We start from the raw sequence: 23,859 nt of genomic DNA on the forward strand, positions 1-23,859 counted from the left end.
GCTTTGGGTGTTTATGGTTAGGCCAACCCCAAGCGCTGTTTACACGAGGAATCCCGATGAACAATCTGCTCAAGATCCTGCTGGCCATCTTTCTCCCCCCGGTCTGCGCCTTTATCCAGGTAGGCTTCAGCCTCCATTTCCTCATCAACATAGTGCTGACCCTGCTGGGCGGTCTGCCCGGCATGGTCCATGCCCTCTGGCTGGTGGTAAGCGACAAGCGCGCCTGAGTCGTGAGAGATCACAAGGCCAGCCCTCCGGGGTTGGCTTTTTTTTGCCTGCCAGATGGGGGCTTCCCGGATGAGCCCCTTTGCCTGACACTGGCGCGTCGCTCATGGAATCGAGCGATACAACGAAGAGGGAATGTCGAGTGCGAGTGAAAGGGTTGTTGCTGTGGGCCGTCCTGGCCCTGCTCGGGGGCTGTGCCAGCCCCACCGCCAAGCTGAATCAGCCTCCGGTGGATGTCACCTGGGAAACGCTGCCCGAATACTGGGTGCTGGTGGGGGATGCCATCAGTTTTAACCCGGTCGGGGGGCTGCCGGCGAAGAGGCCGGTCAAGGGGTATGTGACCCTTCGCTACCTCATCGATTCCAATGGCACGCTGTTCAGCCCAGAGGTACTGGAGTCCCAGCCTCCCGGCGTGCTGGATCTCATCGCCATCTCCGGGCTGGCGCAGCTGCGCTACCGGCCATCGGAGCAGAATCAGCAAGCCATTCCGGCTCGGGTTGTGGCCCGATTCGAAGTGGAAGTGAAATGACAAACACCCCGGCCAGGCCGGGGTGTTTCGTGTGGGCTCTGTGCCATGACGGCGCGGATCACTGCTCCTTGCAGTCGTTGTAGCGGCTCTGCCACTCCCCGGCGTCATCACGCATCTCGACGAACCCCTCTTTGCCCTTGTTCCACCAGACCACCTCGTGATCGTCGGTATAGCGGGCGCCGGAGGCGGAAACCGCCTGGGGCAGGGTGTAATCCTTGCCATCGGGGAGGGAGAGCTTGACGAAGTTCAGGCTATCGTCCGAGAGGGAGAAGTAGCGAACCTGCACTTTCTGGTTCTGTTCACACAGGTAGGTGACGGGATCGCCGCCGGTCACTCCCAGCTTGCCGCTGCCCAGATCGCAGCCGCCGAGCAGGGTGATGGCGCCCGCCCCCAGTAGAAAGAGCTTGGCGTGTTTCATGTTTGATCCTCACAACGGTGTCATATGGCCTTGAGCCTAACAGGATGAGGCACAACTGCAACCTCGTGGCGGGAGCCCTGCGTCGGGATGCGTCCGTCTCCCTCTGGTCCGTGGAGCAGGCAAAAAAACGCCCCGGCAGGCAAGCGGGGCGAAAGGGAGCCGTCCAATGGCTGCAGAAAAGGGTCAGTGGCCGAACCGTGTCGCCTCGAAGCGATTGAGCAGCCGGTGGATGAGGTAGCAGGCGAGCAAGGTGACCACGATGGCAAAGAGGATGCTGCTCACCCGATAGAGGGCGCTGAACACCAGGTCGTTACCCGGGGTCAGGTACTGGCCGAACAGGATGCCGAGGGTGGTGAGGGCACCGAAGCCGACTCCGGAGCCGCTCGCCTCCTTCACATGGGCATAGCTGAACAGCATGGCGCCGAGCCAGAGCACCGGGGTCACCAGCAGCAGCAAGCCGGACCAGTCATAGAGCACCAGCTGCCCCAGGATGCCGAAACTCACCCCCAGCAGGGTGCCCATGGCCCGCTTGCGGGCATAGTCCAGGGCGCCGTTCCAGTGCATGGGGAAGAGCAGCAGCAGGGTGGTGGCCTGGGCGGACATGGAGTCGCGCAGATCGAAGATCTGGAACACCAGGAACGAGAGGGTCGCGATGGACGCCCCCAGCAGGGCTTCGTGGCGCATCCGGTGCGGCGCCTTGGGGGAGGGGGCCGGCCTGGGGCGCTCCTCCACGTCCGGAATGAGGGCCGTCATCAGATAGGCGATGAGCACCGGCAGGACGCTGGCCCAGAGATTGCTGAAGATGAGGTCGTTCAGATCAATCCCGGGGTAGCTGGCAAAGTGCAGCATGATGCTGAGGCTGAGCACCCCGTTGGCACCGAACAGGAACAGGCTGCCCCGGGACATGGCGGCGAAACGGTAGAGGAAGAGCAAAAAGACCAGGGGGGTCATGAGCCCAGGGTGGCCGCCGAACAGGCCGCCGAGCAGCCCCACTTCCAGACCGCACATGGCGGCGGAGGCGATGAGCTGGCGGGCGGCGTGACCGTTCATCACCGGCACCAGGCCGAGCAGCAGCACCGGGGTGACGGTGAAGAAGACCCCGTTGCTCCAGCCGAAGATCTTGCACAGCACAAACCCCAGGGTACAGCCAAAGGCGATGCGCAGACACTGGCGCAGTTCGTTGGGGGTGAGGGGTCTGTGCCACAGGTTCATGGTCGTCATCTCAATAGATGTAGTGCAGCAGGCTGAGCAGACGGATCTGGCCGCGGGCCAGCAGCCCGGTCAGGGTGTTGTCCGGCAGCAGCTGCACCGTGGCGCGGGCCCCGGCCGGCAGATGGGCGGGCAGTTGCTCCAGGGTCAGGTGCAGGCGCAGGCGCTGGGCATCCCGTACCCAGCGATCGGACTCGACGGGGTTCGCAAGCTGGCCGTTGGCGTCAAACTGGCCGGCGCTGACCCCGGCATCCAGGCTGGCGACGCGGGCAGGATAGAGACGACCGGGCTCGCCGTCGAAGGCGACGAGGGCCTGACTGCCGGCGCTGACGTGGCGCAGGCTCTTCTCGCGAAAATCGGCGATCACGTCCACCTGCTCGGAGACCAGGGCCAGCAGAGGGGAACCCGCATTGGCCACGCTGCCAGGCTTGAGCTGCAGGTTGGTGATGATGCCGTCCTGGCTCGCATGAACCCGGCTGTAGGCGAGGTTGAGCTCGGCCTGGGCGAGGCGGTTGCGGGCCTGGCGCAGCAGCAGGTTGTCTTCCCCTGGCAAGCCGCGGTTGACGCGGGCCTGCTCTACCCGGGCCTGGCTGCCGAGCAGGTTGGCACGGGCGGTGCGGGCGGCGCTGTCGGCGTCATCTTTCTGCTGCTCAGAGACCATGTGACGGCGGTAGAGGGCGTCGATACGCGCCGCTTCCCGCTGTTTCTGGTCGGCCTGGGTGCGCAGCGAGCTGTACTCCGCCTCATAGGCGGTCAGGGTTGCGTCCAGCTGGCGGTTCTGCTGCCTGGCCTGGTCCAGGGCGAGCCTGGCCTGATCCACGGCGAGCTGGAAGGGTTCCGGGTCGAGGGCGAAGAGCAGATCCCCCTGCTTGACGTGCTGGTTGTTGGCGACGGCGACTTCGACTACCTTGCCGCTGACCTGGGGGGCCATCCGGGTGACGACCCGGGTGGCCATGGCCTGGGGGGTCAGGGGCATCTTGATGTCGGCCAGCAGAAAGTAGCCAAACACCAGGACGAAGCAGACGATGGCCCACTTTATCCAGCGCTTGAATTGTTGATCCGGTGTCATCTTATTCTCTCTCTTCATGCTGTGCGGCTATCTTGCCAAGGGCGTTGGCGGAGATGCGGTGCACAATGTCTTCAAACTGGGCCAGCTCCTGCTGGCTGATGCCGGTGAGCAGCTCCCGGCGCACGGCGATGATGCGGCCCTCGATCTGATCGAGCAGCGCCTTGCCCGCCGGGGTCAGGGTGACGATGCGGGCCCGCTTGTCCTGGCTGCAGCAATGGCGCTCGATCAGCCCCTGCTCCTCGAGCTGACCCAGGGTCCGCATCAGGGAGGGGAGCTCTATCTCCAGGGCCTCGGCCAGGGTCTTCTGGCTGAGGTGGCCGCCGAGGCGGCTGAGTTTCCACAGGGCGGTCCAGCGGGGATGGGTGAGCCCCAGAGGCGCCAGCTCGAGATCGGCCACGGTGCGCCAGAGCCGGTGCAATCGCCCCAGCTGCTCGGCGAGGGAGAGTTCTCGCAACATCTCCAGATCCTTTTTCATGACGGGCACCTCAATTACTTAGCTTGCGAAGCATTATATTTATTTCGCAGGCTAAGTAAATAGTGTGATACAGCTCACGTTCAGGTTTTTTGCCCGGGCCGTGGTGTTTAAGTTTTTATATGGCTTTGCGGGCCAGCTAACCGACAACGGCCGGGGGAGGCGCTAGAGTGGCCACCTTTGAGGTGCGCCAGGCTGGCCATTGACCCGGCCGGGGGACACCCTCACCCTGGGCTTTCCTGTCCGCTGCAAGGTTGAACGATGAAACTGCGCCACCAGCTAGTCACCCTCTCGCTTGGCTTGTCACTGCTGCTGATCCTGATCCTGGGCTGTCTGCTCGCCCTCTTCATGCGCCACCTGCTGGAGAACAACCTGAAGGAGAAGGGGAGCGATCTGGCCCGGGTGCTGGCGGCGGACAGCCGGGTGGTCCGGGCCCTGGAGAAGGGGAGCGATCCCGGGCTGCGGGATTATGTGCAGGGGATCTGCAGCCGCACCGACGCCGCCTACATGGTGGTGACCGACGAACATGCCAGGCGCCTGAGCCACCCCTCCCCCGAGCTGGTGGGCCAGACCTTCCGGGGGGAGGACATCTGGCCTGCACTCCAGTCGCGCGAGAGCTACTGCTCCCGGGACGTGGGCACCCTGGGTCCCGCCATCCGCTGCTTCGCTCCCGTAGTGGGGCCCGATGGCCAGGCCATCGGTGCAGTGGCGGTGGGTTATCTGATGCGCACCGTGGAGGGCACCTATCAGGAGCGGATCGCCCTGCTGGTCGGCGCCATCGCAGCGGTGCTGGGGTGCGGCCTGCTGCTGGCGCTCTGGGTGCAGCACCTGCTGCGCCGCACCCTGCTGGATCTGGAGCCGGAGACCATCGCCAATCGCTTCGCCCAGCAGGATCTGGTGCTGGAGGGGATCTCGGAGGGGATAGTGGCCCTGGACAACCAGCACAGGATCACCATGCTCAACAGCGCCGCCTTCTATCAGTTGCGACTGCCCGGCACCGGGCGCCACGCCCTGCTGGGCCGCTCCCTGGCGGAGCTGGCCCCCGGCCTCGTGCCCACGTTGCAGCAAGGGGGGGCGGTCAGGTTCACCGTGCAGGGGGATGACTTCGTCGGCCACTGGCAGGAGCTCAGCGGTCGCGAGCCGGGGCGCATGCTCATCTTCAGCCGGCCAGACGGCACCGGCAGCCTGGGCATGCAGGTGACCCACCTGCGCCAGTACGGCGAGATGCTGCGCATCCAGACCCATGAATTCGCCAACAAGCTCAGCAGCCTCTCCGGTCTGCTCCAACTCGGCCACGTGGATCAGGCGGTAGACCTCATCCAGCAGGAGAACGAAGCCTGCCAGAACATGTTGCAGGATCTGCTGCGGGTCATCGAGAACAAGCCGGTGGCCGGGCTCATCCTCGGCAAGTTCAGCCGGGCGCGGGAGCTGGGGGTGGAGCTGGTGCTGGATGCGGGGTCGGCCCTCGGGGAGTATCCGGCCGAGGTGTCGGCGGATCTCATCACCTGCATCGGCAACCTGCTGGACAACGGCATTCGCGCCGCCTGGGGGAACCGCGAGCACGCCGCGCCCAGGGTGCTGCTCTCCCTCGATGATCTGGGGCGGCGGCTGGTGATCGAGGTGGAGGACAGTGGCGAGGGGGTGGACGAGGCGCTGGCGGATCACCTGTTCGACTACGGTGTCAGCCGCCAGACCGGGGATCACGGGGTCGGCCTCTTCCTGGTCAAGAAGACGGTGGCCAGGCGGGGGGGCGTGATAGAATGGCGTCGCACCGCCGAGCAGACGACCCTGTTTGGTATCTATTTGAATAAAAACCAATTGGTGTAAGTCATGAAGCCAATTTTCACGCTGATTATCGAGGATGACGAGCGGATAGGCGCCATGTTGGGGGAGCTGGTCTCCTCCACGGCCGGGTTCTCCCTGATGGGGCGGGCCGGCACCCTGGCCGAGGCGGATCGCCTGATGGCGGGGAGCGAGCCCCGCTTGCTGATGGTCGACATCTCCCTGCCCGATGGCTCGGGCCTGGAGTGGGTGAGCCGGCTGCGCAGCTACAACCGGGAGGTGATGGTGATGATGGTGACCGCCTCCTGCGACGTGGAGACCATACAGCAGGCCCTCAACCTGGGCGTGCAGGACTACGTCATCAAGCCGCTGCGGCTGTTTCGCATCCAGCAGAGCCTGGAGGAGATCCTGGTCCTGCATCGCCGCCTGTGCGAGCCGGGGGAGCTGGCCCAGAGCGACCTGGACCGCCTGATGGGCAAGGCGCGCAACCAGGGTCGGGAGGCGCGGGAGACCCCCAAGGGGATCGACGCCATCACCCTGCGACAGGTGCTGGATCTGCTGGCGGGGGAGCCGGACAACACCTTCTCCACCGACACCGTGGCCCTGCGCCTCTCCCTGAGTCGCACCACGGCCCGCCGCTACCTGGAGTTTCTGGAGTCAGAAGATCGGCTGGACGTGGAGCTCAACTACGGCCAGCGTGGCCGCCCGGAGCGGCGCTACCACTGGCGCCGGGAGTCGTGACCCCGCCGCGGGCACAACGCCGAAGAGGCCGCGCACACCATGCTGCGCAGGCCGCGCAGATAAAAGGGAGCCTTTGAGCTCCCTTTTGTTTTGCCCCGATGCGACCCGGCCCTTCTATCTGGGATCGCCCGAGAAGGGGTGCAGGGCGGTGCGGGCGCGCTCGAACAGGGCGATGAGATGATCCGCCACGGCTCTCACCCGCCGGGAGTGGGCGAGATCGCTGTGGAGCACCAGCCAGATGGGCTGATCCACTCCGAGCTCCGGCAGCAGGCAGACCAGATCCGTCTGGCGGGCCAGGTAGTGGGGCAGCACCGCGAGCCCCAGACCGGCCTGGGCGGCGGCGAGCTGGGCCGCCAGGGTGCTGGTCTCCACCCGGCAGGGGCGGCCGCGCAGCATGCGGGTCATCCATCTGGCGGCGGGCAGGTGGCTCTGGGTTTCGTTCCATCCGATGAAGTCATCCTGATCGAAGCTGGCGGCATCCAGCCCGGGGCTGCGGGCATCCAGGTAGGCGCCGGTCCCGTAGAGGCCAAAGCCCAGGGTGCCCAGGCGCCGCAGGGTGAGGTGGCCGGCATCGGGCTTGACCATGCGCACCGCGAGATCGGCATCGCGCCGGTGCAGGTTCACCGTCTGCACCCCGGTGACCAGCTCCACCCTCAGCTCGGGGTGCTGGGCAAAGAGCGTCGGCAGGGAGGGGATGATGAGGGGATTGGCCAGGTTCTCGGCAGTGGCGAGGCGCACTGTGCCGGCCACCTGTCCCTGCAACTGCCCCGCCTCGCCAAAGGCCAGTCCCGCATGTTCCAGCGCCTCGGCTCGCTCAAGCAGGGCCTCCCCGTCGTCGGTCAGGCGATAGCCCTGCTGGTGGCGGCTGAACAGGGGGAGGCCGAGGGCCGCCTCCAGCCTGTCCAGGCGCCGGGAGACGGTGGCCACCCCCATGCGAAGGGCGTGGGCGGCACCGCTCAGGGTGCCGCTGCGGGCGATGGCCAGGAAGACGCGGGCGTCGTCCCAGAGCAGGGGATCGTGCATAGTGTTTCCATAATCGGAAAATGGGTTGCCAGTTATCTCTATATCTCATTCATTTTCGGAAGACCATACTCCCCTGCAACTTGTCAGGGAGAAAATGCGATGCAACGACGAACACTGGGAGCCAACCTGCAGGTCTCTGCCCTGGTGCTGGGCTGCATGGGGATGAGCGAATTCTACGGGCCGCGGGACGATGAGACGTCCTTGCGGGTGCTGGCGGAGGCGGTGGAGCGGGGCATCGACCTGCTCGACACCGCCGACATGTACGGCCCCCACCACAACGAGGCGCTGATCGGGCGTTTTCTCGCGACCCGGCGGGGGCAGGTGAAGGTCGCCACCAAGTTTGGCATCGTGCGCCAGCACGGGGAGTACAGGCGTACCCTCGACAACAGCGCCCGCTATGCGCGCCAGAGCTGCGAGGGCTCCCTGCGCCGCCTCGGCATCGAGCAGATCGATCTCTACTATGTGCACCGCCTCGATCCGGCCCATCCCGTCGATGAGACCATGGCCGGGCTGGCGCAGCTGGTACAGGAGGGCAAGATAGCCCGCATCGGTCTGTGCGAGGTGAGCGAGGCCACCCTGAGGCGCGCCCATGCCGTGCACCCGGTGGCGGCGGTGCAGACCGAATACTCCCTCTGGACCCGGGAGGTGGAGGCGGCGGTGCTGCCCGTCTGCCGGGAGCTGGGGATTGGTCTGGTGGCCTACTCCCCCCTGGGGCGCGGGTTTCTGACCGGGCGTTACCAGCAGGAGGCGGTGTTCGAGGAAGGGGATTTTCGGGCCAGTCTGCCGCGCTTTCAGGGGGAGAACCTCGCCACCAACCGCACCCTGGTGCAGGCGGTCATGGCCCTGACCCGGCAGAAGGGGTGCACGGCGGCGCAGATAGCCCTGGCCTGGCTGCTGGCGCAATGGGAGGGGATAGTGCCCATCCCCGGCACCCGGCGCCTGACCCACCTTGAGGATAACCTCGGCGCCCTCTCGGTGCGCCTCTCCCCAGCGGAGCTCGGGGCCCTGGGCCAGGCCATCCGGACCCTGCCGGTGGCGGGGGAGCGCTATACTGCCGAGGGGATGAAGGGGGTGAACGCATGAGCGGCCCGCACTCAGCCCGCCCCGGGTTGGCCTGCTCGCTCCGTTGAGGGCACCACCTGGGCGGGAAAATGACAAAGGGAGCCGAGGCTCCCTTCTTTCATGGTGCTGGCGGGCTCAGGCCCCTTCCGGCAGAGGACGGCGTACCCTCGGCTTGAGCTGGGAGAGCATGACCCCGGTCAGGATGAGGCCGCCCCCCAGCAGGTGATAGCCGTGAATGGGCTCCCCCAGGGTGATGACGGCGATGAGGGCCGTGCACAGGGGCATCAGGTTCATGAAGACCGAGGTGCGCTCCGCCCCCAGGGTGGCGAGGCCGCGCATCCAGCAGTAGGCGGCGAAGATGGAGGAGGCGAGGCTGGCGAACAGCACCATGCTCCAGCCCTGGGCGGGAATGGCCAGGGAGTCGGCAGAGAGGGCCACCGGGATGAGCAGCAGCACCGCCAGCAGGATCTGCAGGTAGAGGTTGAGCCAGGGGCCGAACGGCAGTTGCCAGCGGCGGATCAGCAGGCCATAGAGGGCATAGCTGGCCGCCCCCAGCAGCATCATGCCGTCGCCGGGGTTGATGCCGCTGTGCAGCAGTGCCAGGGGGTTGCCCTGACCCAGCAGCCAGAGCACCCCGAACAGGGAGAGGCTCATGCCGAGCAGCGCCTGCTTGCCCGGCTTCTGGCCAAAGCAGCAGGCCCCGATGAGCAGGGTGAGCAGGGGCAGCAGGGAGCCGATGACCCCCATGTTGGTGGCCGAGGTGCTGTGGGCGGCGTAGTAGGCGAGGCACTGGTAGAGCACCATGCCGAGCAGGGAGAGCACCAGCAGCTTGCCGAGCCAGGGGCGGATGTCGGCCCGGCGGCGCCAGAGCTGCGGCAGGCAGAAGGGGGAGAGCGCGAGGGCGGCGATCACCCAGCGATAGAAGGAGATGGCGGCGGGATCCAGCACGCCGGCGGCGGCCTTGGAGACCACGGTATTGGCGGCCCAGATCAGGATGGCGAGCAGGGGGAAGAGAAAAGGCATAGGCACTCCTTGGTACGATGGGGAGAGTCTAGCCTTGTCTTGAACGAGGTAAGTAGCGTAAATAAGACATGTCATAACCGCTTTGGGACAATCTGCATGGGCACCCTCACCCTGGCCGAGCAGGATCGCCTGCTGGCCGACCCCGACCCCCTCTACTTTCGCTACAGCCAGATCCAGGGGGGCAACGCCTGCGCCGAGCACGCCCACCCCTGGGGTCAGCTCAGCCTCATCAGCCTGGGGGTCATGGTGGTGGAGGTGGGGGGAGAGCGGCTGGTGGCGCCCCCGGACTACCTCATCTGGGTGCCGGCGGACCTGCCCCACACCGCCTTCAACGAGCAGACCCTGGATTACACCTCCATCTACGTGAGCCACGCCCTGGCCCCGCGCCTGCCACGGGAACCCCAGCTGCTGGCGCTCACCCCCTTGCTGCGGGCCCTGCTGGAGGACTTCACCCAGCGCCGGGTCGGGCACATGGAGGATGAGTGGGATGCCCGTCAAGGTGAACTCTTCATCGAGAAGCTGGCCCGCACCCGTTGCCAGCCGAGCTACCTGCCCCAGAGCCGGGATCGCCTGCTGGCCCCCTTGCTGGCGGCATTGCAGGCGGCGCCGGAGGACAACCGCACGCTGGTGGAGTGGGCCAGGGCGCTGCACACCACGGAGCGCACCCTGGCGCGGCGCTGCCAGAAGGAGCTTGGCATGAGCCTCGGCCAGTGGCGCACCCGGCTGCGGCTGGTGAAGGCGCTGGACTGGCTGCGGGGCGAGATGCCGGTGCAGGAGATCGCCTGGCGCCTCGGTTACGCTTCCACCTCGGCTTTCATCGCCATGTTCCAGCGCGAACAGGGCTGCGCCCCCCAGCGCTATCGCCAGCAACTGGGCCAACCCGTGGCCTGAACCGCATGAAAAAGGGCGCCCGCAGGCGCCCTTGTGGATCATGGGATGGGCTTAGAAGAAGCCGAGGGGGTTGATGTCGTGGCTCACCAGCAGGTTCTTGGTGTTCTGGTAGTGGTCCAGCATCATCTTGTGGGTCTCTCGACCGATCCCCGACTTCTTGTAGCCGCCAAAGGCCGCGTGGGCCGGGTAGGCGTGGTAGCAGTTGACCCAGACCCGGCCGGCCTGGATGCCGCGCCCCATGCGCCAGGCCAGGTTGCTGTCCCGGGTCCACAGGCCCGCCCCCAGCCCGTACTGGGTGTCGTTGGCAATGGCCAGGGCATCCGCCTCGTCCTTGAAGGTGGTGACCCCGAGCGCCGGCCCGAAGATCTCCTCCTGGAACACCCGCATCTTGTTCAGGCCCGAGAAGATGGTGGGCTGGATGTAGAAGCCCCCCTCCAGCCCGCTCACCTTGGCCGGGCCGCCGCCCAGCAGCATCTTGGCCCCTTCGCCGCGGCCGATTTCCATGTAGCTCAGGATCTTGTCGAACTGCTCGCGGGACGCCTGGGCCCCCACCTGGGTCGTGGTGTCGAGGGGGTTGCCCTGCACTATGGTGCGGGCGCGGGCCAGCACCCGGTCCATGAAGTCGTCATAGATGCTGGCCTGCACCAGGGCGCGGGAGGGGCAGGTACATACCTCTCCCTGGTTGAAGAAGGTCATCAGCATCCCTTCCACCGCCTTGTCGATGTAGCTGCTCTCGTGCTGCATCACGTCGGCGAAGTAGATGTTGGGGGACTTGCCACCGAGCTCCACGGTGGAGGGGATCAGCTTGTCGGCGGCGCAGCGCAGGATATGGGCGCCCACCTCGGTGGAGCCGGTAAACGCCAGCTTCTGGATCCGGTTGCTGGTGGCGAGCGCCTGGCCCGCCTCGGCGCCGAAGCCGTTGACCACGTTGACCACGCCAGGGGGCAGGATGTCCTTGATGAGATCCATCATCAGCATGATGGTGACCGGGGTCTGCTCGGCGGGCTTGAGCACGCTGCAGCAGCCGGCCGCCAGTACCGGGGCCAGCTTCCAGGCGGCCATCAGCAGGGGGAAGTTCCACGGGATGATCTGGCCGACCACGCCGATGGGCTCCTTGAAGTGGTAGCTGACGGTGTTCTGGTCCAGCTCGGCGGCGGAGCCCTCCTGGGCGCGGATGCAGCCGGCAAAGTAGCGGAAGTGATCCACCACCAGGGGCAGGTCGGCGGCCAGGGTCTCGCGCACCGCCTTGCCGTTCTCCCAGGTCTCGGCGACGGCAAGCCGCTCAATGTTCTGTTCGATGCGATCGGCGATGCGCAGCAGCAGGTTGCTGCGCTCGGTGACGCTGGTCTTGCTCCAGCTGGCGAACGCCTTGTGGGCCGCGTCCAGGGCGAGCTCGATGTCGGCGGCGTCGGAGCGGGCCACCTCGCAGAACACCCGGCCATCCACCGGCGAGATGTTCTCGAAATAGCGGCCGGCGCGCGGCGCCACCCAGTCGCCACCGATGAAGTTGTCATAACGGGATTTGAAGCTGACCAGGGCACCTGCCTGACCGGGAGCGGTATAAATCATCTCATCATCCTTATGTGTGTGGTCCTGACCGGCCTGGCGGGCAGTCCGGTTGCTTCCTGTCATCGCAAGGGGCGTGCCAGCGGGCGGCGCTCTACACAAAAAGGTTGCAAAAACGTTATAAAACGGGGTGCCAAGGGGTATCTTGGTTAACCAGTGCCCCCCAGAGCGGCCCCCGAACTGTGCCGTTTCTGAACATCGGGTGTGACACTGTGCCGTTTGTGAACAGGAGACGTGATGAAGGCGCTCCCCCAAGGCGGCCCTATTCGCGAGTGTGTAGAAGGAGGTGTGATGAGCGAGTTGCCTCAATCCGGTGCCAGCCCAATCCAGCGCTCCTGGGAGCGCTGCCTGCATCAGGGGCTGAGCCGCCAGCAGAGCGCCGAGCTGGACTTGCTGCCCCAGGGGGAGCTGTCGGCTCGCCAGGAGCAGCACAGGACGCTCATCGCCTGCTTCCAGCGCTTCGTGCTGCCGCTCTTTGGCCAGTTGCTGGCAGGCAGACCCTGTCGTCTGCTGCTGTGTGACGGCGAGGGGGCCATCCTCGCGGTGAGCGGAGACGACCGGTTTGCCCGCCATGCCGAGCGCATTTTTTTGCGCAGCGGCGCCCGCTGGGGGGAGGCGAGCAAGGGCACCAACGCCATCGGCACCGCGCTGGCCGAGCAGAGCGAGGTGCAGGTGCTGGGGGCGCAGCACTTCTTCGCCCAGCACAGCTTTCTCAGTTGCAGCGCCTGCCCCCTGCTCGGGCCGGACGGGCAACTGCTCGGCGTGCTCGACATCTCCACCGATGCGGCCCACCACGGCGGCGACATGCTGGGCACCGTGCGCCTCCTGGCCATGACCCTGGAAAACGCCCTGCTGGCCCGCCAGCCGGGCTGGCTGGTGGATCTCGATCCCCAGAGCCTCTGGTCTGCCCGCCTGCTGCTGGGGGAGGGGGGCGAGCTGCTCGGGGCCAACCGGGCCGGTCGGCTCTGGCTCGGCCAGCACCCCTTCGACGGTCAGCAGTTGCTGCGCGAGCGCCGCGGCCTGCGGCTGGTGCCGGAGGCGGGGGAGCGCGCCGCCAGGCTCCCCCTGCCGAGCGCGGTTGAGGAGGGGGGATCGCAGGCGCAGCAGGTGCCGCTCAAGATGCTGGAGCGGGGCATCTCATTGCTCATCGAGGGGGAGACCGGCAGCGGCAAGGAGCACCTGGTGCGCACCCTGCACGCCAGTTCGAGCCGTCGGGAGCGGCCTCTGGTGTGCGTCAACTGCGGCGCCCTGCCGGCGGAGCTGGTGGAGGCCGAGCTGTTCGGCTACGTGGGGGGGGCCTTCAGCGGTGCCCGCAGCCAGGGCAGCCAGGGCTATCTGCGCGCCGCCCACGGCGGCATCCTGATGCTGGATGAAATTGGCGAGCTGCCGCTCCAGGCCCAGACCCGGCTGCTGCGGGTGTTGCAGGAGCGCGTCGTCACCCCGGTAGGCAGCCACAGACCCGAGGCGGTGGATTTCTGGCTGGTCAGCGCCAGCCATCGGGATCTGGCGGCCATGGTGGCGGCCGGCACCTTTCGCGAAGATCTCTACTACCGCATCTGCGGCTGGCGCCAGCAACTGGCACCCCTGCGGGCCTGGTCGGTGCCCGAGCGTCAGGGGTTGATCCTGAACCTGCTCGCCCAGATGGACCCGGCGCTACAACTGAGCCGGGAGGCGGAGCAGCGGCTGCTGGCTCACCCTCTGCCCGGCAACGTGCGCCAGCTCAAACAGGCGCTGGAGGTGGCCTGTGTACTGGCAGAGGGGCAGGGCTGGATTGAACCTGCCCATCTGCATCTGCCCGCCGTGGAAGGGGGAGCGAGCTCACCTTTGGGAGGGAGTACCCTGCGCGAGCAGAGTCGGCAGCGGGTGCAACAGACCCTGGCAGAGTGCGGCGGCAACGTGAGCGAGGCGGCGCGCCGTCTTGGCATCAGTCGCACCACCCTCTATCGGGCGCTGCGGGAGGAGGGGTGAAGGGTGTCGCGCCGTCCAGCGCTTGTGTAGACTGCGAAGGCAAGGACGTTTTTTCGTTATGTTTCCATCGCAGGGAGTGCGCAATGACCCATCTCACCACCGACGAGGCCCCCCGCCTCTCTCCCGGCTGCTGGCCGATGCCGCTTGCGCCCCATGGGGCCCGTGCCGGTTAGTCGGCACCCGTCTGCGCCCGGTGCGGCGCGTGTAATAACCTTGGATCTGGATCAGCGCGGTTCGGCGCTTCAAGGTGTAGGGTAAAAGCCCTTTTTCAGGTGTGATGCCGATGATCCCTTCCTATTCCCGCATGACGACGCTGTTGTTCTGGTGCCTGCTGGCGGCGAGCCTGCTGGCCATGGTGTTATTCGAATTCGGACCCGAGCGGCGGCTCGACATCCTGAGCCAGGCCGGTTTGTCCGTGCGTGCCCAGGATGACAGGGCCCACAAGGGCTCCTCCGTCGCCACCCTGAGTCAGGGGGGCGACAGACCCGCCATCCAGTGCACCCTGCGAAGCCAATATGCCTATCCTTTCTGCGAGCTGGTTCTGACCCTGACCGATCCCGAGCAGGGGCTGGATCTCTCCGGCTTCACCGGGGTGCGGGTGAGGCTGGATGTAGAAGGGCAGGGGGTACAGGCCTGGCGCCTTTATCTGCGCAACTACGATCCCGTCTACTCGACGCGGGAAGACGAGAGTTCCCACAAGTTCAACGAAGTGCTCTTCACCGCCAGGGATTTTGGTCGTGAGCAGGATGTCCCCCTGAATGTCTTTGCCCCCAGCTCCTGGTGGGTGCAGCAGTACGACATTCCGCTGGTCCAGCAGGGGCCGGATCTGCACCATGTTTACGCCATCGAGATCGCCTCCGATGACAAGATGTTGCCGGGGGAGCACCGGTTGCGGCTCGAGCGGCTGGAGTTCTATGGCCGCTGGTGCAAGCCGGGGGACTTCTATCGCTATCTGCTGCTGGGGTGGCTTGTCTACGGCGTGCTGCTCTTCCTGGTCCAGAACCTGATGTTCGGGGATCGGCTGCGCAAGGCCAGGGAGGCGCGCCTCGCGGCTGAAGCCCTGAGTGCGAGCCTGTGCGAGCAGAACCGGCGCACCGAGGAGGAGGCCCGTTACGATCCCCTGACCGGGGCCCTCAATCGGCTCGGCGGCGAAAAGCTGCTCGGGGAGCTCGGCGAGATGCCGCTCTCCTTCTTCTACATCGACATCGATCACTTCAAGGGGGTCAACGACGGTCACGGCCACCCGGTGGGGGACGAGGTGCTCAAGCACATGGTGAGCGAGCTGCTGCGCCATTGCGACAGCCTGTGCCGACTGGTGCGCTGGGGCGGGGAGGAGTTCGTGCTGGTCTGCCTCCATTACGACGAGGGACGGGCCGCCGCCCTGGCGGAGCGGCTGAGAGGGGCGCTGGAGGGGTACAGGCACTGGCCGCTGGGGCTCGGTATCACCGCCTCCTTCGGGGTGGCCGAGCGGCGCAAGGATAGCCTGGAGCAGGCGCTCAAGCGGGCCGACGAGGCGCTCTATCAGGCCAAGCAGAATGGTCGCAACCGGGTGGAGGTGGCGCCCGACTGATCCGGCGCTGGAGCCCATGGCCGGGCGGGGCTATCATGCGCCCCATCATTTATCCGAGGAGAGATGCCATGGCACAACACATTGGCGCCCTGACGCTGCTGGTGGCGGATTACGACGAGGCCATCGCCTTCTTCACCCGGGGAATGGGCTTCGAGCTACTGGAAGACACCCCCTCGACGAGCCGGGCAAACCGGGCAAACGCTGGGTGCGGGTCGCTCCCAAGGGGGCTCCCGGCTCCGCCCTGCTGCTGGCTCGCGCGGCCAACGAGGAGCAGCGCGCCGCCATCTGTCGCCAGGGGGGCGGTCGGGTCTTCCTGTTCCTTGAGACCGACGACTTCTGGGGCGATTACGAGCGGATGCTGGCCTATGGTGTTCATTTTTGTGAACAGCCGCGCCTCGAACCCTACGGCACCGTGGTGGTGTTCGAGGACATCAGTGGCAATCGCTGGGACCTGCTGCAACTCGCTGCTGCCAACTGAATCTGAAAACGTTTATCATCCCGCCCGTCATAAAGTCATAAAAGTGTCACAGAAAGTTCTAATAATTGGCGCACCCATCTTCACAGAGGAGAGAGAAGGGATATGGCTAAGCGAATTCTGGTGGTCGAGGACGAGGCACCGATCCGCGAAATGCTCTGCTTCGTGCTTGAGCAGAAGGGATATGAAACAGTAGAAGCAGAAGATTACGCCGATGGACTGGCAAAGGTGCGCGAACCCTACCCCGAACTCATCGTGCTGGACTGGATGATGCCAGGTGGCAGCGGTATCCAGTTCCTCAAGCAGCTCAAGCAGGATGAGATGACTCGCCAGATCCCGGTGGTGATGCTGACCGCCCGGGGCGAGGAAGAGGACAAGGTGCGCGGGCTCGAGGCCGGTGCCGACGACTACATCACCAAGCCCTTCTCCCCCAAGGAGCTCACCGCCCGCCTGCACGCCGTGATGCGCCGCGTCTCTCCCACCTCGGTGGACGAGGTGATCGAGGTGCAGGGGCTCAAACTGGATCCCGTTTCCCACCGGGTCAGTGCCGAGGAGAAGGCCCTCGACATGGGGCCGACCGAATTCAAGCTGCTGCACTTCTTCATGACCCACCCCGAGCGGGTCTACAGCCGCGAGCAGTTGCTCAACAACGTCTGGGGTACCAACGTGTATGTCGAGGACAGGACGGTGGACGTGCACATTCGCCGCCTGCGCAAGGCCATCGAAGAGACGGGGCACGACAGATTGATCCAGACGGTGCGCGGGGCCGGCTACCGCTTCTCGACCCGTCTCTAGGTCAGGGCCAGTGCCGCCAGCGCCTGCCGGCGGGCATTGGACCCGGCTCTTTGCTGCCTCTAGGAGATCTTAATGTTGCAACCTTACGCCTGGCGGCGACAGTTGTGGCGAATGGCGTTCTTCTACAGCCCCTTCGTCTTGGTAGGTTGGTTAATCGATCATCTCGTTCTCTGCCTGCTGGTGGCCACTGTGGTGCACCTGGTCTGGCACTACCGCTTCCAGAAGCGGCTGTCGGACTGGCTGTGGCACGATCGCAGCCTGGTGCCGCCCCACGGCAGCGGCAGCTGGGAGCACATCTTCAACGGCATCTACAAGTTGCAGCAGCGTCACCGGGCCCGGCGCCGGGAGCTGGCGGGCCTCATCCGCCGCTTTCGGGAAGGGGCGGAGGCGCTGCCCGATGCGGCCGTGGTGTTTCGCACCGACGGCAGCATCCTCTGGTGCAACCGGCTGGCGGAGCAACTGCTCGGCTTTCGCTGGCCCGAGGATGCCGGCCAGCACATCGGCAACCTGATCCGTCACCCCGCCTTCGTCGCCTATCTGGGCAAGGGGCAGTATGACGAGCCATTCGAGATGCACTCCCCCATCAACGAGGAGAAGTTCCTCGAATTTCGCATCATGCCCTATGCGGAGGATCAGGCCATGCTGGTGGTGCGGGATGTGACCCGGCTGCGCAGCCTGGAGAAGACGCGCAAGCACTTCGTCTCCAACGTCTCTCACGAGTTGCGTACCCCCCTCACCGTGCTCAAGGGGTATCTGGAGATGACCGAGGAGCTGCCGCCCCCCGCCATGTGGGCCAAGGCGCACAAGGTGATGATGGAGCAGACGATCCGCATGGACAATCTGGTCAACCAGCTGCTCACCCTGTCGCGCATCGAGGCGGCGCCCACCGTGGATCTCTCCCATCTGGTGGACATGCCCGCCATGCTGGGGCTGCTGGAGCAGGAGGCGCGGGCGCTCTCCGGCGAGCGGGCCCACGAAATCGTCTTCATGGTCCAGCCCAATCTGCTGGTGCGCGGGGATCAGGATCAGCTGCGCAGCGCCGTCTCCAACCTGGTCTACAACGCCATCCACTACACCCCGGCGGGGCGCAAGATCACCGTGGAGTGGCGCAAGCAGGGGAGCATGGCGCTGTTTGCGGTGCAGGATGAGGGGGAGGGGATCCCCCCCGAGCATCTGGCACGGCTCACCGAGCGGTTCTATCGGGTCGACAAGGCCCGCTCGCGCCACACCGGAGGGTCCGGGCTCGGCCTTGCCATCGTCAAGCATGCCCTGAGTCATCACGATGCCCATCTCGATATCGAGAGCCGGGTCGGTGCGGGCAGCCGCTTCAGCTTTCTCATTCCCGCCCGCATGGTGCTGGTGAAATAATATTTTGTGTCAATGTGTTAGCAACGATAGAAGGGCTGCATCGCAGCCCTTTTTTCATCCGGGCCACTCTCGGCCCATGTCATCAAAGTGTCATATAAATTCCATAAATTTGTCACTGCCAGGCCAGATACTGGCGCCGTCTTAAAGAACGGACCTTCTGTAACACTGGAGAAGGAGTGGTGCTGGCCCACGGATCATTGCGATCGGGTGTCAACCACGTATAGACGTCAACCTGACGATTGCCTTCTGCAACCTTGGACTTGGAGAGATTGGATGAAACTCAACAAACTGGCTGGTGTCATCGGATTCACCGCAGCAACCCTGTTTTCTGTCAGCGCTCTGGCTGCCGGTGTGGATAAAGACCTGCCGGAATACACACCGACCAGCGGCATCTCGGGCAACCTGTCCTCTGTCGGCTCGGACACTCTGGCCAACATGATGACCCTGTGGGCCGAAGAATTTAAGCGCATGTATCCCAACGTCAACGTGCAGATCCAGGCCGCCGGTTCTTCCACCGCACCGACTGCCCTGACCGAGGGCGTCGCCCAGTTTGGCCCCATGAGCCGCGCCATGAAGGCCGGTGAAGAGGAGGCATTCGAGAAGCGCTACGGCTACAAGCCGACCGCCATCCGCGTCGCCGTCGATGCCCTGGCCGTGTTCGTCAACAAGGACAACCCCATCAAGGGGCTGACCATGTCGCAGATCGACGCCATCTTCTCCAGCACCCTCAAGTGCGGCGAAGCCAAGGCGGCCACCAAGTGGTCTGATCTGGGTCTGGACGGCAGCTGGTCCGGCAAGGATCTGCAACTGTTCGGTCGCAACTCCGTGTCCGGTACCTACGGTTACTTCAAGGAACACGCCCTGTGCAACGGTGACTTCAAGAGCGGCGTGAACGAGCAGCCGGGCTCCGCCTCCGTGGTACAGTCCGTCTCCTCCTCCCTGAACGGCATCGGCTACTCCGGTATCGGCTACGTCACCTCCGGCGTGCGCGCCGTTCCGCTCTCCAAGGATGGCAAGACCTTCATCGAGGCGAGCTCCGACAACGCCATCACCGGCAAGTACCCGCTGTCGCGCTTCCTGTACGTCTACGTGAACAAGCATCCGAACAAGCCGCTCTCCCCGATGGAGCAGGAGTTTGTGAAGATGATGCTCTCCAAGGCGGGCCAGACCATCGTTGCCAAGGACGGCTATGTGCCGGTCCCGGCCAAGGTGGTTCAGGCCGACCTGAAGAAGCTGGGCATCATGTAACAGAACATGCCCTTGCAGAAAAACGAGCCCCATGCGGGCTCGTTTTCATTGGTGCGCCCCAGGATCTTTTTGGTCGCAGGGCGCAGCGCCCGGCTTGCGCCGGGCGGCGGCATTTCCGAGAATAGGGCAACTTCACGGCAAAGGACCCTCTCATGCGCGCATCTTCCCTCTCCAGACTGGCCCTGACGGCCTTGTGCAGCGCCCTGCTGGCCGGCTGCGCCCAGTCGCCGACTGGTCGCAACCAGATGCTGCTTTTCTCCCCCCAGCAGATGAACCAGCTGGGCGCCGACTCCTTCACCCAGATGAAGCAGCAGGAGAAGGTGAGCACGGATGCCAGGATGAATGCCTATGTGGGCTGCGTGGCCAAGGCGGTGACCGCCCAGGTGCCTGCCAGCTATGGCATCACCAGCTGGGAGGTAGTGGTGTTCGACTCCAAGGAGATCAACGCCTTCGCCCTGCCCGGCGGCAAGATAGGCGTTTACAGCGGCCTGCTGAAAGTCGCCAAGAATCAGGACCAGCTCGCCACCGTCATCGGTCACGAGCTGACCCACGTGCTGGCCCAGCACTCCAACGAGCGCCTCTCCCGGGATCAGCTGACCGGTATCGGGCTGGCGGTGGCGGACGCCGCCATCGGCAGCAGCGACAGCCTCGGGGGCGCTGCCACCATGGCCGCCCTGGGCCTCGGGGTCCAGGTGGGGATAGCCCTGCCTTTTGGCAGAACCCAGGAGAGCGAGGCGGACCGGCTCGGCCTCGAGCTGATGGCCCGCGCCGGGTTCAACCCGGCCGAAGCCGTCACCCTGTGGCAGAACATGAGCGCCGCCTCCGGTGGCAAGGCACCGCCCCAGCTGCTCTCCACCCACCCCAGCGACCAGAGCCGGATCGCCAACCTGCAGGCCCAGCAGGCCGAAGTGCAGCCCCTGTACCAGCAGGCGAAAGCATCAGGGCTGGTTCCCCAGTGCAAGGCGTAAGCCTGCGCCTGGCGCGTCCCGCCGATGCCGCCGCCATGACGGTGATGCAGCGGGCGAGCTGGCTGGCGGCCTACGGGGAGGTGCTGGGGGCCGACATGCTGGCCCAGCTGGCGGTGACCGACCACCTGCAGATCTGGCGACACCGGCTCGCCGAGCCCGGCCCCGTTCCCATGCTGGTCTGTCAGGACGACGTGGTCATAGGCCTGCTCTACTGGCAGCCCTCTTTGGAGGAAGGCTTGATGACGGCGCGGATCCGGGCGCTCTACCTTCATCCCGATCACTGGCGTCAGGGTCATGGCAAACGGCTGTGGCAGGCGGTGGCGGTGCAGATGCGCCGGGCCGGTTGCGAGTGTGTCAGGCTCTGGCTGCTGGATGGCAATCACATCGGCGAGGGATTCTACCTGCGCCGCGGCTTCATGTTCGACGGTCAGGAGCGCACCCTGATGAGCCTCGGACACCCTTGCCAACAACGACAAATGTTCCGTTTGCTTTGAGCTGGCTCCCGTTTTTCGCCCCTGGTCACTTTATTTTTTTTGCGAATTAATACAATGTGCCCCATCTGGACAGACCGAGGTGGCCGGGTCCACCGCAAGGGAGTGTGGCATGTACTACGGATTTGATATTGGCGGCACCAAGATTGCCTTCGCGGTGTATGACGGCGCCTTGAATCTCTGTCACGAGGAGCGCATGAGCACTCCCGGCAATGATTACGAAGGGTTGCAGCAGCTGATCCGCGAGCGGGTCGAGGCGGCTGATGCGCGCTTCGGGGTGAAAGGGGCCGTCGGCATCGGGTTTCCGGGGATCCTCAATCGCCTCGACGGGAGCATAGTGGCGGCCAACCTGCCCGCCATCCATGGCCGCCATCTGGGGGCGGATCTGGCCGAACTGCTGGGCCGACCGGTCAAGGTCGACAATGACGCCAACTGTTTCCTCTGGTCGGAAGTGCATCAGGGGGCCGCAGACGGTGCTGGCAGCGCCCTCGGCGTCACCATAGGTACCGGCATCGGCGGCGCCGTCTACCTGGCGGGCAAGCTCATCCAGGGGCGCAACTGGCTGGCGGGGGAGATAGGTCACTACCCGCTGCCCGCCACCATCCTGATGAAATACCCGGATTTGCCCCGTCCCCGCTGTGGCTGCGGGCGCCTGGTCTGTTTCGAAACCTATGCGTCGGGCACGGGCCTGGAGCGGCTATACCACCATGTTCATGGGGAACGGATGAGCGGCCACCAGATCGTCGCCCGTGCCGATGCCCGTGAGGCGGCGGCCCTCTCGACCATCGACTGCTGGCTCGAGATCATCGCCGCTGGCCTCGCCACCGCCATCTCGGTGATTGATCCCGATGTGGTGGTGCTGGGGGGCGGCCTGAGCGCCCTGCCAGCCCTCTATGAGGAGTTGCCCAAACGTCTGCCCGGCCACCTGTTGCCCGGTGTCGCCCTGCCGGCGATCCGCGAGGCCCGCTTCGGTGGAGCCGGCGGTGTGCGCGGTGCAGCCCTGCTCAATCTGTGAGATCGGACAGAGGGTCTGATCTCCCCGAACAAGGAGTCATCATGACCCGTCTTGAAATCTGTATCGACAACCTCGAATCCCTGTTCACCGCCCAAGCGGCCGGCGCAGATCGCATCGAGCTCTGCTCTGCGCTGGGGCTGGGTGGCCTCACTCCCTCCTATGGCTTTATGCAGCTGGCTGCCCGCCACGCCACTGTGCCGGTGTACGCCATGATCCGTCCACGCGCCGGAGATTTTTGCTTCAACGACGGCGAGTTCGAGATGATGCTCTTGGATATCGCGGCCGCTCGTGCTGCGGGCCTGCAAGGGGTGGTGGTCGGTCTGCTGGATGAAGATGGACGGGTACCCGAAGGCAAGCTCCGGCAACTGGTCGAGGCGGCGGGGCCGCTCGGCGTCACCTTCCACCGGGCCATCGATCTCTCCTCCGACTGGCGGCTGGATCTCGAGACGATCGTCGCAGCGGGTTGCGAGCGCATTCTGAGCTCCGGCCATGCGCCGACCGCGCTGGCGGGGCTCGAAACCCTGCAGGCCATGCACCAGGCGCTGGCGGGACGGGCCAGCCTGATGCCGGGGGCCGGGGTCAACGCCGACAACGTGCGCACCATCATCGAATTCACCGGCGTCAATGAAGTGCACATGTCCGGCATGGGCTGGCGCGGCGGCATGGTGCCCCATGGTGTGAACATGGGCACCTCGGACGACGGCCGGGTCAACATCACCGACGGCGCCAAGGTCGCGGCGGTGCGGGCACTGCTGGACAAGGCCTGATGCAGACCGTGCGGCGCCATGGTGCCTCTATCTGTGACGTCAACATGGGCACCTCGGACGACGGCCGGGTCAACATCACCGACGGCGCCAAGGTCGCGGCGGTGCGGGCTCTGCTGGACAGGGCCTGATACAGACTGTGCGGCGCCATGGTGCCTCTCTCTGTGACGTCAACATGGGCACCTCGGACGATGGCCGGGTCAACATCACCGATGGGGCCAAGGTCGCGGCGGTGAGGGCGTTGCTGGACAGGGCCTGATACAGACTGTGCGGCGGCATGGTGCCCTGTTTTGCTCCCTTCTCCCCTTGCGGGAGAAGGGGCGGGGATGAGGGGGCCGATGTGAGGCGTCTCCCACCGGCGGGCAATTGAGGGGCGTCTTGGCAGCACGGTGCAAAAAAGTCTGTTATCATCCCGTCTCTTTTACCATCAGGACCCGGAGCAACCTCTCAATGTCCCAATACGACTCTATCGAACAGAAGGCCAGCTACGGCATCGGCCGCAACATGGGCGACCAACTGGCTCAGCAAGCCTTCGCCGGTCTGGATATCCCGGCCCTGCAACAAGGTCTGGCTGATGCCCTGAACGGTCTGGTGTTCGCGGTCAGCCGTGACGATATCAACGATGCCTTCCAGGTCATCACCGCCCGTATGCAGGAAGAGCAGGAAGCTGCCGCCAAGGCCGCTGCCGCCGAAGGCGAAGCCTTCCTGGCCGACAACGCCAAGCGCGCCGAAGTGAAGACCACCGACTCCGGTCTGCAATATGAAGTCATGGTCGAAGGCAATGGCGCCGTGCCGGTTGCCGGTCAGTCCGTGCGCGTGCACTACCACGGTACCTTCACCCACGGTGGCGTGTTCGACAGCTCCGTTGCTCGCGGCCAACCGGCCGAGTTCCCGGTGACCGGCGTGATCGCCGGTTGGGTGGAAGCGCTGCAGATGATGCCGGTTGGCTCCAAGTGGAAGCTCTACATTCCGCAGGATCTGGCCTACGGTGCCCGTGGCGCCGGCTCCATCCCGCCGTACTCCGCTCTGGTCTTCGAAGTGGAGCTGCTGGACATCCTGTGATCCGGCTGGTGTGATGCAAACGGCGACCCTGGGGTCGCCGTTTGTTTTTGGGCCGCCCAAACGGGCCATGTGCCTTCGGCGGGGATTTGGATATAGTCAGAGCGTCGTCCATTCCGGCCATGTGA

At 65.3% G+C, this 23,859-nt stretch carries 24 protein-coding genes and 2 pseudogenes; 19 read left to right on the forward strand and 7 right to left on the reverse strand.

The window, feature by feature from the left end; all coding sequences use genetic code 11:
• The first annotated feature begins 56 nt into the window (after nt 1-56).
• Both PG896_RS06885 and PG896_RS06890 read left to right on the forward strand, forming a co-directional pair.
• Nucleotides 57-227 carry a YqaE/Pmp3 family membrane protein gene (locus tag PG896_RS06885; RefSeq protein WP_010673454.1) on the forward strand — a complete coding sequence of 57 codons (171 nt, stop codon included), beginning with the start codon at nt 57-59 and terminating at the stop codon, nt 225-227.
• 146 nt (nt 228-373) lie between these two features.
• Nucleotides 374-754, forward strand: coding sequence for an energy transducer TonB (locus tag PG896_RS06890; protein WP_234716510.1), 381 nt, complete (start codon nt 374-376; stop codon nt 752-754).
• 58 nt (nt 755-812) lie between these two features.
• Here PG896_RS06890 and PG896_RS06895 read toward each other — a convergent pair whose 3' ends face one another.
• The 4 genes from PG896_RS06895 to slyA form a co-directional block, all read right to left on the reverse strand.
• Entirely contained in the window at nt 813-1,172 is a 360-nt protein-coding gene (locus PG896_RS06895; RefSeq protein ID WP_161470777.1) for an MliC family protein, read from the reverse strand.
• 183 nt (nt 1,173-1,355) lie between these two features.
• Nucleotides 1,356-2,384 carry a DUF2955 domain-containing protein gene (locus PG896_RS06900; protein ID WP_180911145.1) on the reverse strand — a complete coding sequence of 343 codons (1,029 nt, stop codon included), beginning with the start codon at nt 2,382-2,384 and terminating at the stop codon, nt 1,356-1,358.
• Between the two features lie 10 nt (nt 2,385-2,394).
• Nucleotides 2,395-3,450 carry an HlyD family secretion protein gene (locus PG896_RS06905; RefSeq protein ID WP_010673458.1) on the reverse strand — a complete coding sequence of 352 codons (1,056 nt, stop codon included), beginning with the start codon at nt 3,448-3,450 and terminating at the stop codon, nt 2,395-2,397.
• A gap of 1 nt (nt 3,451) precedes the next feature.
• Nucleotides 3,452-3,925: a transcriptional regulator SlyA gene (gene slyA / locus PG896_RS06910; RefSeq protein ID WP_010673459.1), complete on the reverse strand. Its 474-nt coding sequence runs from the start codon at nt 3,923-3,925 to the stop codon at nt 3,452-3,454.
• Nucleotides 3,926-4,183: 258 nt separating this feature from the next.
• Here slyA and PG896_RS06915 point away from each other — a divergent pair, with 258 nt between their 5' ends.
• Nucleotides 4,184-5,749, forward strand: coding sequence for an ATP-binding protein (locus PG896_RS06915; RefSeq protein ID WP_010673460.1), 1,566 nt, complete (start codon nt 4,184-4,186; stop codon nt 5,747-5,749).
• Between the two features lie 3 nt (nt 5,750-5,752).
• Complete coding sequence (locus PG896_RS06920) at nt 5,753-6,445, forward strand: response regulator (protein ID WP_010673461.1); 693 nt, start codon at nt 5,753-5,755, stop codon at nt 6,443-6,445.
• A 114-nt stretch (nt 6,446-6,559) separates the two neighbouring features.
• Here the strand turns inward: PG896_RS06920 and PG896_RS06925 are convergent, their stop codons facing one another.
• On the reverse strand, nt 6,560-7,468 hold the full coding sequence (locus PG896_RS06925) for a LysR family transcriptional regulator (protein WP_069785606.1): 909 nt from the start codon (nt 7,466-7,468) through the stop codon (nt 6,560-6,562).
• 99 nt (nt 7,469-7,567) lie between these two features.
• Between PG896_RS06925 and PG896_RS06930 the strand changes: the two genes are divergently transcribed.
• Complete coding sequence (locus tag PG896_RS06930) at nt 7,568-8,551, forward strand: aldo/keto reductase (RefSeq protein WP_201872216.1); 984 nt, start codon at nt 7,568-7,570, stop codon at nt 8,549-8,551.
• 114 nt (nt 8,552-8,665) lie between these two features.
• On the opposite strand, the gene PG896_RS06935 is transcribed toward PG896_RS06930, so the two are convergent.
• Complete coding sequence (locus PG896_RS06935; protein WP_161470782.1) at nt 8,666-9,553, reverse strand: DMT family transporter; 888 nt, start codon at nt 9,551-9,553, stop codon at nt 8,666-8,668.
• 96 nt (nt 9,554-9,649) lie between these two features.
• On the opposite strand from PG896_RS06935, the gene PG896_RS06940 reads away from it, so the two are divergent.
• Nucleotides 9,650-10,444: an AraC family transcriptional regulator gene (locus PG896_RS06940; RefSeq protein WP_103244450.1), complete on the forward strand. Its 795-nt coding sequence runs from the start codon at nt 9,650-9,652 to the stop codon at nt 10,442-10,444.
• 51 nt (nt 10,445-10,495) lie between these two features.
• Here the strand turns inward: PG896_RS06940 and exaC are convergent, their stop codons facing one another.
• Entirely contained in the window at nt 10,496-12,013 is a 1,518-nt protein-coding gene (gene exaC, locus PG896_RS06945) for an acetaldehyde dehydrogenase ExaC (RefSeq protein ID WP_041213364.1), read from the reverse strand.
• Nucleotides 12,014-12,301: 288 nt separating this feature from the next.
• Between exaC and PG896_RS06950 the strand changes: the two genes are divergently transcribed.
• The 13 genes and pseudogenes from PG896_RS06950 to PG896_RS07010 all read left to right on the forward strand — a co-directional run bounded on the left by PG896_RS06950 (nt 12,302) and on the right by PG896_RS07010 (nt 23,734).
• The gene (locus PG896_RS06950) at nt 12,302-13,978 is read left to right on the forward strand and encodes a sigma-54-dependent Fis family transcriptional regulator (protein ID WP_128272612.1); all 1,677 of its coding nucleotides are present in this window, start codon (nt 12,302-12,304) and stop codon (nt 13,976-13,978) included.
• 283 nt (nt 13,979-14,261) lie between these two features.
• Nucleotides 14,262-15,548, forward strand: a complete 1,287-nt coding sequence (locus tag PG896_RS06955) for a GGDEF domain-containing protein (RefSeq protein ID WP_270835549.1) — start codon at nt 14,262-14,264, stop codon at nt 15,546-15,548.
• Between the two features lie 68 nt (nt 15,549-15,616).
• Nucleotides 15,617-16,026: pseudogene (locus tag PG896_RS06960) on the forward strand (VOC family protein).
• 102 nt (nt 16,027-16,128) lie between these two features.
• Complete coding sequence (gene phoB / locus PG896_RS06965; protein ID WP_010673471.1) at nt 16,129-16,818, forward strand: phosphate regulon transcriptional regulator PhoB; 690 nt, start codon at nt 16,129-16,131, stop codon at nt 16,816-16,818.
• A 72-nt stretch (nt 16,819-16,890) separates the two neighbouring features.
• On the forward strand, nt 16,891-18,186 hold the full coding sequence (phoR, locus tag PG896_RS06970) for a phosphate regulon sensor histidine kinase PhoR (protein ID WP_161470785.1): 1,296 nt from the start codon (nt 16,891-16,893) through the stop codon (nt 18,184-18,186).
• 273 nt (nt 18,187-18,459) lie between these two features.
• Complete coding sequence (locus PG896_RS06975) at nt 18,460-19,434, forward strand: PstS family phosphate ABC transporter substrate-binding protein (protein ID WP_039039286.1); 975 nt, start codon at nt 18,460-18,462, stop codon at nt 19,432-19,434.
• Nucleotides 19,435-19,586: 152 nt separating this feature from the next.
• Nucleotides 19,587-20,402, forward strand: a complete 816-nt coding sequence (locus PG896_RS06980; RefSeq protein ID WP_201955698.1) for a M48 family metallopeptidase — start codon at nt 19,587-19,589, stop codon at nt 20,400-20,402.
• Nucleotides 20,390-20,896, forward strand: coding sequence for a GNAT family N-acetyltransferase (locus tag PG896_RS06985; protein WP_052816140.1), 507 nt, complete (start codon nt 20,390-20,392; stop codon nt 20,894-20,896). The genes PG896_RS06980 and PG896_RS06985 overlap by 13 nt, the downstream gene beginning before the upstream one ends.
• A 109-nt stretch (nt 20,897-21,005) precedes the next feature.
• Nucleotides 21,006-21,908 (forward strand): ROK family protein, encoded by a 903-nt coding sequence (locus PG896_RS06990; RefSeq protein ID WP_109112283.1) that lies wholly within the window; start codon nt 21,006-21,008, stop codon nt 21,906-21,908.
• A gap of 41 nt (nt 21,909-21,949) precedes the next feature.
• Nucleotides 21,950-22,675: a copper homeostasis protein CutC gene (locus tag PG896_RS06995; protein WP_049636301.1), complete on the forward strand. Its 726-nt coding sequence runs from the start codon at nt 21,950-21,952 to the stop codon at nt 22,673-22,675.
• Between the two features lie 38 nt (nt 22,676-22,713).
• Nucleotides 22,714-22,803, forward strand: a pseudogene (locus PG896_RS07000) (copper homeostasis protein CutC); the annotation flags it as partial.
• An 8-nt stretch (nt 22,804-22,811) separates the two neighbouring features.
• Entirely contained in the window at nt 22,812-22,931 is a 120-nt protein-coding gene (locus tag PG896_RS07005; RefSeq protein ID WP_080990052.1) for a copper homeostasis protein CutC, read from the forward strand.
• Between the two features lie 191 nt (nt 22,932-23,122).
• Nucleotides 23,123-23,734, forward strand: coding sequence for an FKBP-type peptidyl-prolyl cis-trans isomerase (locus tag PG896_RS07010; RefSeq protein WP_270835551.1), 612 nt, complete (start codon nt 23,123-23,125; stop codon nt 23,732-23,734).
• Nucleotides 23,735-23,859: the final 125 nt, after the last annotated feature.

It is taken from the genome of Aeromonas sp. QDB30 (assembly GCF_027707645.1).
Taxonomy (GTDB): domain Bacteria; phylum Pseudomonadota; class Gammaproteobacteria; order Enterobacterales; family Aeromonadaceae; genus Aeromonas; species Aeromonas caviae.

Bases quoted from the DNA above. Each gene is read 5' to 3' on its own strand.
- PG896_RS06955 (WP_270835549.1), top strand. From the start codon at position 14,262: ATGATCCCTTCCTATTCCCGCATGACGACGCTGTTGTTCTGGTGCCTG.
- PG896_RS06950 (WP_128272612.1), top strand. From the start codon at position 12,302: ATGAGCGAGTTGCCTCAATCCGGTGCCAGCCCAATCCAGCGCTCCTGG.
- PG896_RS06885 (WP_010673454.1), top strand. From the start codon at position 57: ATGAACAATCTGCTCAAGATCCTGCTGGCCATCTTTCTCCCCCCGGTC.
- phoB (WP_010673471.1), top strand. From the start codon at position 16,129: ATGGCTAAGCGAATTCTGGTGGTCGAGGACGAGGCACCGATCCGCGAA.
- PG896_RS06975 (WP_039039286.1), top strand. From the start codon at position 18,460: ATGAAACTCAACAAACTGGCTGGTGTCATCGGATTCACCGCAGCAACC.
- PG896_RS06915 (WP_010673460.1), top strand. From the start codon at position 4,184: ATGAAACTGCGCCACCAGCTAGTCACCCTCTCGCTTGGCTTGTCACTG.
- PG896_RS06920 (WP_010673461.1), top strand. From the start codon at position 5,753: ATGAAGCCAATTTTCACGCTGATTATCGAGGATGACGAGCGGATAGGC.
- exaC (WP_041213364.1), bottom strand. From the start codon at position 12,013: ATGATTTATACCGCTCCCGGTCAGGCAGGTGCCCTGGTCAGCTTCAAA.
- PG896_RS06930 (WP_201872216.1), top strand. From the start codon at position 7,568: ATGCAACGACGAACACTGGGAGCCAACCTGCAGGTCTCTGCCCTGGTG.
- PG896_RS06925 (WP_069785606.1), bottom strand. From the start codon at position 7,468: ATGCACGATCCCCTGCTCTGGGACGACGCCCGCGTCTTCCTGGCCATC.
- PG896_RS07010 (WP_270835551.1), top strand. From the start codon at position 23,123: ATGTCCCAATACGACTCTATCGAACAGAAGGCCAGCTACGGCATCGGC.
- phoR (WP_161470785.1), top strand. From the start codon at position 16,891: ATGTTGCAACCTTACGCCTGGCGGCGACAGTTGTGGCGAATGGCGTTC.
- PG896_RS06905 (WP_010673458.1), bottom strand. From the start codon at position 3,450: ATGACACCGGATCAACAATTCAAGCGCTGGATAAAGTGGGCCATCGTC.
- PG896_RS06990 (WP_109112283.1), top strand. From the start codon at position 21,006: ATGTACTACGGATTTGATATTGGCGGCACCAAGATTGCCTTCGCGGTG.
- PG896_RS06900 (WP_180911145.1), bottom strand. From the start codon at position 2,384: ATGAACCTGTGGCACAGACCCCTCACCCCCAACGAACTGCGCCAGTGT.
- PG896_RS06895 (WP_161470777.1), bottom strand. From the start codon at position 1,172: ATGAAACACGCCAAGCTCTTTCTACTGGGGGCGGGCGCCATCACCCTG.
- PG896_RS06995 (WP_049636301.1), top strand. From the start codon at position 21,950: ATGACCCGTCTTGAAATCTGTATCGACAACCTCGAATCCCTGTTCACC.
- slyA (WP_010673459.1), bottom strand. From the start codon at position 3,925: ATGAAAAAGGATCTGGAGATGTTGCGAGAACTCTCCCTCGCCGAGCAG.
- PG896_RS06940 (WP_103244450.1), top strand. From the start codon at position 9,650: ATGGGCACCCTCACCCTGGCCGAGCAGGATCGCCTGCTGGCCGACCCC.
- PG896_RS06980 (WP_201955698.1), top strand. From the start codon at position 19,587: ATGCGCGCATCTTCCCTCTCCAGACTGGCCCTGACGGCCTTGTGCAGC.
- PG896_RS06935 (WP_161470782.1), bottom strand. From the start codon at position 9,553: ATGCCTTTTCTCTTCCCCCTGCTCGCCATCCTGATCTGGGCCGCCAAT.